Source organism: Kitasatospora sp. NPDC088351 (assembly GCF_040685575.1).
Lineage (GTDB): Bacteria > Actinomycetota > Actinomycetes > Streptomycetales > Streptomycetaceae > Kitasatospora.
This window is the reverse complement of sequence record NZ_JBFBIL010000115.1, coordinates 1-6875: the sequence shown is the minus strand read 5'-3', so window position 1 is coordinate 6875 and position 6875 is coordinate 1. Positions and strand designations below refer to the sequence as shown.

Annotated in this window: 7 protein-coding genes and 1 pseudogene; 1 reads left to right on the top strand and 7 read right to left on the bottom strand. The window is 72.7% G+C overall.

Features of this window, described 5'->3' with window-relative positions; all coding sequences use genetic code 11:
• From AB0P06_RS36465 to AB0P06_RS36435, 7 genes and pseudogenes are all read right to left on the bottom strand, one after another.
• A pseudogene (locus tag AB0P06_RS36465) lies at nt 1-185 on the bottom strand (hypothetical protein); the annotation flags it as partial.
• Nucleotides 186-223: 38 nt separating this feature from the next.
• Nucleotides 224-544 (bottom strand): multidrug efflux SMR transporter, encoded by a 321-nt coding sequence (locus AB0P06_RS36460; RefSeq protein ID WP_363615239.1) that lies wholly within the window; start codon nt 542-544, stop codon nt 224-226.
• A gap of 5 nt (nt 545-549) precedes the next feature.
• A complete protein-coding gene (locus AB0P06_RS36455; RefSeq protein ID WP_363615237.1) occupies nt 550-1224 on the bottom strand; it encodes an HAD family phosphatase in 675 nt (224 codons plus the stop codon).
• Between the two features lie 76 nt (nt 1225-1300).
• Complete coding sequence (locus tag AB0P06_RS36450) at nt 1301-2380, bottom strand: ABC transporter ATP-binding protein (RefSeq protein ID WP_363615235.1); 1080 nt, start codon at nt 2378-2380, stop codon at nt 1301-1303.
• A gap of 102 nt (nt 2381-2482) precedes the next feature.
• Complete coding sequence (locus AB0P06_RS36445; protein WP_363615233.1) at nt 2483-3328, bottom strand: ABC transporter permease subunit; 846 nt, start codon at nt 3326-3328, stop codon at nt 2483-2485.
• Nucleotides 3316-4293 (bottom strand): ABC transporter permease subunit, encoded by a 978-nt coding sequence (locus tag AB0P06_RS36440; protein WP_363615231.1) that lies wholly within the window; start codon nt 4291-4293, stop codon nt 3316-3318. Before AB0P06_RS36440 ends, AB0P06_RS36445 begins: the two co-directional genes overlap by 13 nt.
• Before the next feature lie 38 nt (nt 4294-4331).
• Nucleotides 4332-5504, bottom strand: coding sequence for an ABC transporter substrate-binding protein (locus tag AB0P06_RS36435; protein ID WP_363615229.1), 1173 nt, complete (start codon nt 5502-5504; stop codon nt 4332-4334).
• A 558-nt stretch (nt 5505-6062) separates the two neighbouring features.
• Here AB0P06_RS36435 and AB0P06_RS36430 point away from each other — a divergent pair.
• Nucleotides 6063-6785 (top strand): GntR family transcriptional regulator, encoded by a 723-nt coding sequence (locus AB0P06_RS36430; RefSeq protein WP_363615241.1) that lies wholly within the window; start codon nt 6063-6065, stop codon nt 6783-6785.
• Nucleotides 6786-6875 lie beyond the last annotated feature (90 nt).

The window sequence follows — 6875 nt, the reverse complement described above, 5'->3', positions numbered from 1 at the left end:
GCGAGCTGCGCCTCGGGCCTGCCGGTGAGGAGGGACTCGGCGGGAAGGAGGCCGACCATCGGGTCGATCCCCTTCACCGTGAATTCGTCGTACCCGGTGCCGAACGGCTCGTCGTCGTCGCGCACGATCGCCCCGGCGGCGGCCCGGTCGTCGGCGGCGGTGTAGTAGTTGAAGAGAACTCCCATGCGCCCGATGCTCGCACCCGGCACCGACACGCCGGCGGTCAGTGGCCGCCCTTGAGGTTGAGGACGATGACGCCGACGATCACCAGGGCGATGCCCAGCCACTGGAGGCGGCCCAGGGACTCGCCGAAGGCGATGACGCCGATGCCGGCCACCGCGGCGGTGCCCGCGCCCGACCAGACGGCGTAGGCGACGGAGACCGGGATGTGCTTCAGGGCCCGGCCGAGCAGCAGGAAGGAGAGCGCGTAGCCGATGCCCACGCCCAGGCTGGGCCAGAGGCGGGTGAAGCCCTCGGTGAGCTTGAGGCAGCTGGTGGCGCAGACCTCGCTGGTGATGGCGAGGGCGAGCAGGAGGTAGGGCACGGTGGTCAGCCGGCCGGGCGGGCGCCGAGCTTTCCGAGCAGGGCGAGGTCGGCGTGGACCAGGCTGTCGAGCAGGGTGACCCGGGAGCCGTCGGGGATGGGCGTGGCGGTGGACGGCACGGCGAGCACCGCGCAGCCGGCGGCCGTGGCGGAGGCGACGCCGGTCGGGGTGTCCTCGACGGCCACGCAGGCCGCCGGGTCCAGGCCGAGGCGGTCGGCGGCGGCGAGGTACGGGTCCGGCGCGGGCTTGGTGCGCTCGGTGTCCTCGGCGGCCAGGGTGACGGCGAACCAGTCGCGGCCGATGGTGGAGAGGACGAGCTCCACCACCCGGCGCGGCGAGGCGGAGACCAGCGCGGTGGGCACCCGGGCGTCCCGCAGTTCGGCGAGCAGCGCGAGGGCGCCGGGGCGCGGGACGGTCTCGGCGGAGACCTTGCCGAAGAAGGACTCGCCGAGGCGGTGGGCGAGTTCGGCCTCGCTGAGCGAGGTGCCGCTGACCTGGTGCAGATGGGCGGCGGTGTGCTCGATCGCCTGGCCGAGCACCTCGGGGGCGTCCTGGTCGGTCAGCGGGTGCTGGAGTTCCTCGGCGAGTTCGGCGGCGGCCTGCCACCAGAGGTGCTCGGTGTCGACCAGGGTGCCGTCCATGTCGAAGAGGACGGCGGCGGGCAGGGGGGTCTCAGGCATGGCGGTACCTTCGGTGGTTCAGCAGCAGAGGCAGTAGAGGCGGCAGAGGCAGTGCAGTAGGGACGGACAGGTCGGTTCAGACGGTACGGCGGTCCACCAGCACCGGCCGCTCGGGCAGGGTGAGCGCGGCGCGGGAGCCGATCGGCAGGGTGGCGGCGGCCTCGGTCGGCAGGTCGGCCTTGACCTCGGTGCCGTCGGCGAGGCGGACGGTCAGCCGGGTGACGGCGCCCAGGAAGGACGCGGAGACCACCAGGGCCGGGCCGTCCCCGGCCGGGGCCAGCGACACGTTCTCGGGCCGGACCAGGACCTCCAGTTCGCCCTCGGCGGGCGCGGTGCCGTCCACGGCGTGGCGGCGGCCGAGCACCTCGACGCCGTCGGCCGTCCGGGTGCACGGGATGCGGCTCATGGTGCCGACGAACTCGGCCACGAAGGCCGTCGCCGGGCGGGCGTACAGCTCGGACGGGGTGGCGCACTGCTCCAGCCGGCCCGCGCGCAGCACGGCGACCCGGTCGGCCATCGAGAGCGCCTCCTCCTGGTCGTGGGTGACGAACAGGGTGGTGATGCCCAACTCCTGCTGGAGGCGCCGGATCTCCTCGCGCAGCGAGAGGCGGACCTTGGCGTCCAGCGCGGACAGCGGCTCGTCGAGCAGCAGGACGCGCGGCTGCAGGGCGAGCGCGCGGGCGAGCGCGATGCGCTGCTGCTGGCCGCCGGACAGCTGGTGCGGGTAGCGGTCGGCGTGCTGCGGCAGGCCGACCAGTTCCAGCAACTCCTGGGCGCGACCGCGCCGTTCGGCCTTGCCGGTGCCGCGCATCCGAAGGCCGAAGGCGACGTTGTCGGCGGCGGTCAGGTGCGGGAAGAGACTGTAGGACTGGAACACCATGCCGGCGTCGCGCCGGTGCGCGGGGATCCGGGTGATGTCCTCGCCGTCCACCAGCACCTGGCCGGAGTCGTGCTGCTCGAAGCCGGCCAGGATGCGCAGCGCGGTGGTCTTGCCGCAGCCGGACGGGCCGAGCAGGGCGAGGAGTTCGCCCGGCCGGACGGTGAGATCCAGGCCGTCCAGCGCGGTGGTGGTGCCGAACGCCCGGCGCAGGGTGCGGAACTCGACGGTGGCGCCGCCCGGGGCGGTGGCGGTCTTCTCAACTGCGAGGGAAGTCATGGGGGTTCGTTTCTCCGTGGAGTTCAGGAGCTCGGGACGTCGGGAGGTCGAACAGTGAGGCCGAACGGTGCGGCCGAGCGGTGCGGCCGAGCGGTGCGGACGTCAGGACGTGGTCCTGTGCCGGCGCTCGCGGCCGACGGCGGCCAGCAGGAGCAGCAGCAGCCAGGTGATCAGCAGGCTCAGGATGGAGACCGCGACCGACATGTGGGCCTGGCTGTTGCCGACCGAGTAGATCCACACGGGGAAGGGCTGGTAGCCGAGGATCGAGGCGGCGGTGAACTCGCCGAGCACCAGGGCCAGGGTGAGGAAGGAGGCGTTCAGCAGCGCGCCGCGCAGGTTCGGCAGGACGACGGTGAACACCGCGCGCGGCCAGCTCGCACCGCAGTTGCGGGCGGCCTCGACCAGGGTGCGGACGTCCACCGCGCGCAGGCCCGCGTCCAGCGCCCGGTAGGCGAGCGGGAGCGACATCAGCACGTACGCGATGACCAGGACCAGCGGGAAGTCCGGGTCCTGGATGAACACGAAGGTCTGGAAGAACGGCGTGTCCATCAGGTAGTCCGGGCCCCAGCGCAGCACGCCGATCAGGCCGGCGGTGAGCGCGACCGGCGGGACGACCAGCGGCAGCGTGCAGAGCACGTCGATCACCGGGCGCAGCCGGGGCGCGCCGAGCCGGACCGCGATCAGCGCGGGCACCAGCAGGAGCAGCAGCACCAGGACGGTGACGACGGCGAGCTGGAGGGTCAGCCAGAGACTGTCGAGGAAGCCGGGGGCGCTCAGCAGGCCGGTGTACGCCTCGAAGGAGTAGCCCTTCGGGTCGTCGATGGAGAAGTATCCGGAGGCGGCGAGCGGGACGACGAAGTAGACGCCCGCGAGGAGCAGGACGGCACCGCGCCACCAGCGCACCTTCGGGCGCCCGGACGAGGTGCGGGCGGAGGTCAGCTGAGCCATCGGGCACTCCGGCGCTGGAGGGGGAGGTACACGGCCATCACCAGGACGGCCACCACGATCATGTTGAGGCTGAGGGCGAGGGCGAGGTTGCCCTGGCCCACCAGGACGTTGCCGGAGAGCGCGTCGGCGATCGAGCGGCTGACCAGCGGCACGGTGGCGCCGACCATGGCGGCGGCGGTGGCGTACGCGGCGAAGGCGCTGCCGAAGAGCAGGACGAACCCGCCGAGCAGCGAGGGCAGCAGGATCGGCAGCGCGACGTGGCGCCAGTACTGCACGGTGGTGGCCCGGTTGTTGTGGGCCGCCTCGCGCCACTGCACCCGCAGGCCGTCCAGGGCCGGGGTGATGGTGAGCACCATGAGCGGGACGAGGAAGTACAGGTAGACGACGGTCAGGCCGGTGAAGGAGTAGAGCGACCAGCCGTGGTCGGTGAGGTGGAGCAGCTTGGTGATCTCGCCGGCGTTGCCGAGGGTGGCGACGAAGGCGAAGGCCAGCGGCAGTCCGCCGAAGTTGGCCAGGACGCCGGAGGCGGTGAGCACCGCCTGGCGCAGCCAGGTGAACCGGGAGGTCACCACGGCCTGGGCGATCGGCAGGCCGATCACGGTGGAGAGCAGCGCGGTGAGCGCGGACAGCTTGAGGCTGCTGACCATCGCCGTCCAGTAGGCCCCCTGGACCGAGGCGGTGACGTTGTCGAGGGTGAACCGGCCGCCGCCGCCCTCCGCGTCGCTGGAGGTGGTGAAGGCGCCGATCACGATCGCGACGGCCGGCAGGCCGAAGCCGATCGCGAAGAAGACGAAGAGCGGCACGGTGGCGAGCCAGGAGCCGCCGCCGAGGCGCAGCGCCGGGCCGCGGCGCGGGGTGGGGGTGGTGGTCGTGGCGGTGGTGGTGTCGGTGGCGGACGCCCCCGCGCCGCCACCGGGAACGGTGGCGGCGGGGGTGGTCGGCACCGGGGTGGGAGCCGTGGTCATGAGTGGGATCAGCCCGTTCGAGGTGAGGTGACGGTATGTCAGCCCGCGATGGCCTTGGTCCAGTTCTCGGTGACGACCTTCTTGGCGGCCGTGATCTGGTCCTGGGTCGGGAAGGTGGTGAACGGCTTCTCGATGGCCGGCAGCTTGGCGGCGGCCGCGGTGTCCAGGGTGCCGTCCTTCTTCAGGGCCTCGAAGGTGGACGGGGTGGCGTAGCCGCCGAGGAAGAGGTTCTGGCCCTCGGCGCTGAACAGGTACTCCTGCCACAGGCGGGCGGCCGCCGGGTGCGGGGCCCACTTGTTGATGCCCTGGTTGTAGAACTGGGCGTAGCTGCCGTCGCTGGGGACGGAGACCTTCCAGTCGACGCCCTTCTCCTTGAACTCGTCGGTGTAGCCGGCGTTCAGGTAGGACCAGTCGATCGAGATCGGGGTCTCGCCCTTCTCGACGGTCGCCGGGGTGGACTCGACCGGGTTGAAGTTGCCGGACTGCTTCAGCTTGCCGAAGAAGTCGATGCCGGGCTGGATGTTGTCCAGCGAGCCGCCGTTGGCGAGCGCGGCCGCGTAGACGCCGCCGAAGGCGGAACCGGACTTGGTCGGGTTGCCGTTGAGGGCGACCTGGCCCTTGTACTCCGGCTTGAGCAGATCGGCGAAGGTCTTCGGGCAGTTGGCGATCTTCTTGGCGTCGCAGCCGATGGAGACGTAGCCGCCGTAGTCGTTGACGGCGGCGCCGTTCGCGTCCTTCATGGTGTCCGGCACCTTGTCGAAGGTGGCGACCTTGTAGGGGGCGAGCAGGCCGTCCTTGACCGCCTGGAGCGCGAAGGCGCTGCCGAGGTCGACCACGTCGGGGGCGCGGTCCTGGCCCTTGCGGGAGGTGATCGCGTTGATCTCGTCCTGGCTGGAGCCGTCCGGGTTCTCGTCCTCGATCTCGATGCCGTACTTGGCCTTGAACGAGTCCATGAGCTTGCCGTAGTTCGCCCAGTCCCGGGGCAGCGTGATGGCGTGCAGCTTGCCCTCCTTCTTGGCGGCGGCGACCAGGCCGTCCATGCCGCCGAAGTCGGCGAGCGAGGTGGCGTCCTTGGCGTCCTTGGTGCCGGCCTTGGCGGCGTCGCCGGACTTCGCGGTGGTCGAACCGGCGGAGCCGCAGGCGGTGAGGGAGAGCGCGGCGGCGGTCAGTACGGCCGCGAAGGCGGCGGCGCGGGCACGGTGCACGGTCACGGGTCAGTCTCCTGATCGGGGGCGTACTGCGAGGGGTGCCGGTCGCGAGGGGGAGGTTCGCGAGGGCTGCCTTCGCGAGGGGCCTCAGGGGGCCCGGGGGTCCTGAGAGTGGCCTTCGCGAGGGCCGGAGTCGGGCGGAGAGGCGGTTCGGACGGGGCCGAGTTGACTAGCCAACTTCGCTGACGGGGGTAAGTACGCCGGAGCCCGGTGACGGGAAGGTGAACGGACGGCCCGGAACCGGGGTCGGCTGCGGGAACGGTCGAATCGGGCCGTCCGGGAGCGATCGGCCGAGTGCGATGCTTCGAGGGCGCAGCGGGATAAGGTCGGGCTGTCCGCGCCGGTACGGTTGCGCAGGACACCGCCCCAGGAGGGACATTGACTGACGTGGCACTGGAGCCCGACCGCCCCGCGGCCGCAGGAACCGCGCCGGGCCAGGACCGCTCGGCCGCGCCGGGCGAGGACCTCACGACGGCCTCGGAGCCCGCCCCGCCGCCGGGCCGTGGCCGTGCCGCCGCCGCACCGGCCGAGGACCGCGCCGCCGGCGCCCTCTACCGCAAGGTGGCCGCCGACCTGCGCGAGGCGATCACCACCGGCGCGTACGGCGAGACCGGCCGGCTGCCCGCCGAGGGCGCGCTGGCCGAGCAGTACGGCGTCTCGCGCGGCACCGTCCGCCAGGCGCTGGCCGTGCTGCGCTCGGACGGGCTGGTCACCTCCCGGCGCGGCACCCGGCGGGTGGTGCTGGGCACCGCGCGGGTGCAGAGCTTCTCCGAGCTGCTCAGCTTCACGCACTGGGCGTACTCGATGGGCGAGGAGCCCGGCGGCATCCTGGACTCGCTGGTCCGCCGCCCCGCCGACGCCGCCGAGCGTGAGCAGCTGCGCCTGGAGCCGGGCGCCGAGGTCTATCTGACGGTCCGTCTGCGCACCCTGTCCGGGACGCCGGTGATGGTCGAGCGGACCGTCTACCCGCCGCGGGTCGGCGAGATCGTCGCCCAGCTGCCGCCCGACGTGGTCTCGCACACCGAAGTGCTGCGCGAGCACGGCATCCTGTTCACGGACGCCGACCACACCATCGACATCGTCGCCGCCAACGCGGAGGACGCCCGGCTGCTCGGCTGCCGGCGCGGCAGCCCGCTGCTGCGCGAGCGGCGCCGGACCACCGACCCGACGGGGACGCCGGTGGAGTGGTCCCAGGACCGCTACCTGCCCGGGACGGTGGCGTTCAGCGTGCACAACTCGCTGGCCACGTCGGCGCTTTCGCGGCACGCGCGGGAGACCGACTGAGCGGCCGGGCCGGGCGCCCCAGGGGCTCCCCCGGCCAGGCCCTCGCCGGTCAGGCCCTCGCCGGTCAGGCCAGCAGGGCGGGGATCTCCT

Excerpts from the sequence above, each read along its gene's own strand:
- AB0P06_RS36450 (WP_363615235.1), bottom strand. The coding sequence starts at position 2,380 with ATGACTTCCCTCGCAGTTGAGAAGACCGCCACCGCCCCGGGCGGCGCC.
- AB0P06_RS36455 (WP_363615237.1), bottom strand. The coding sequence starts at position 1,224 with ATGCCTGAGACCCCCCTGCCCGCCGCCGTCCTCTTCGACATGGACGGC.
- AB0P06_RS36445 (WP_363615233.1), bottom strand. The coding sequence starts at position 3,328 with ATGGCTCAGCTGACCTCCGCCCGCACCTCGTCCGGGCGCCCGAAGGTG.
- AB0P06_RS36440 (WP_363615231.1), bottom strand. The coding sequence starts at position 4,293 with ATGACCACGGCTCCCACCCCGGTGCCGACCACCCCCGCCGCCACCGTT.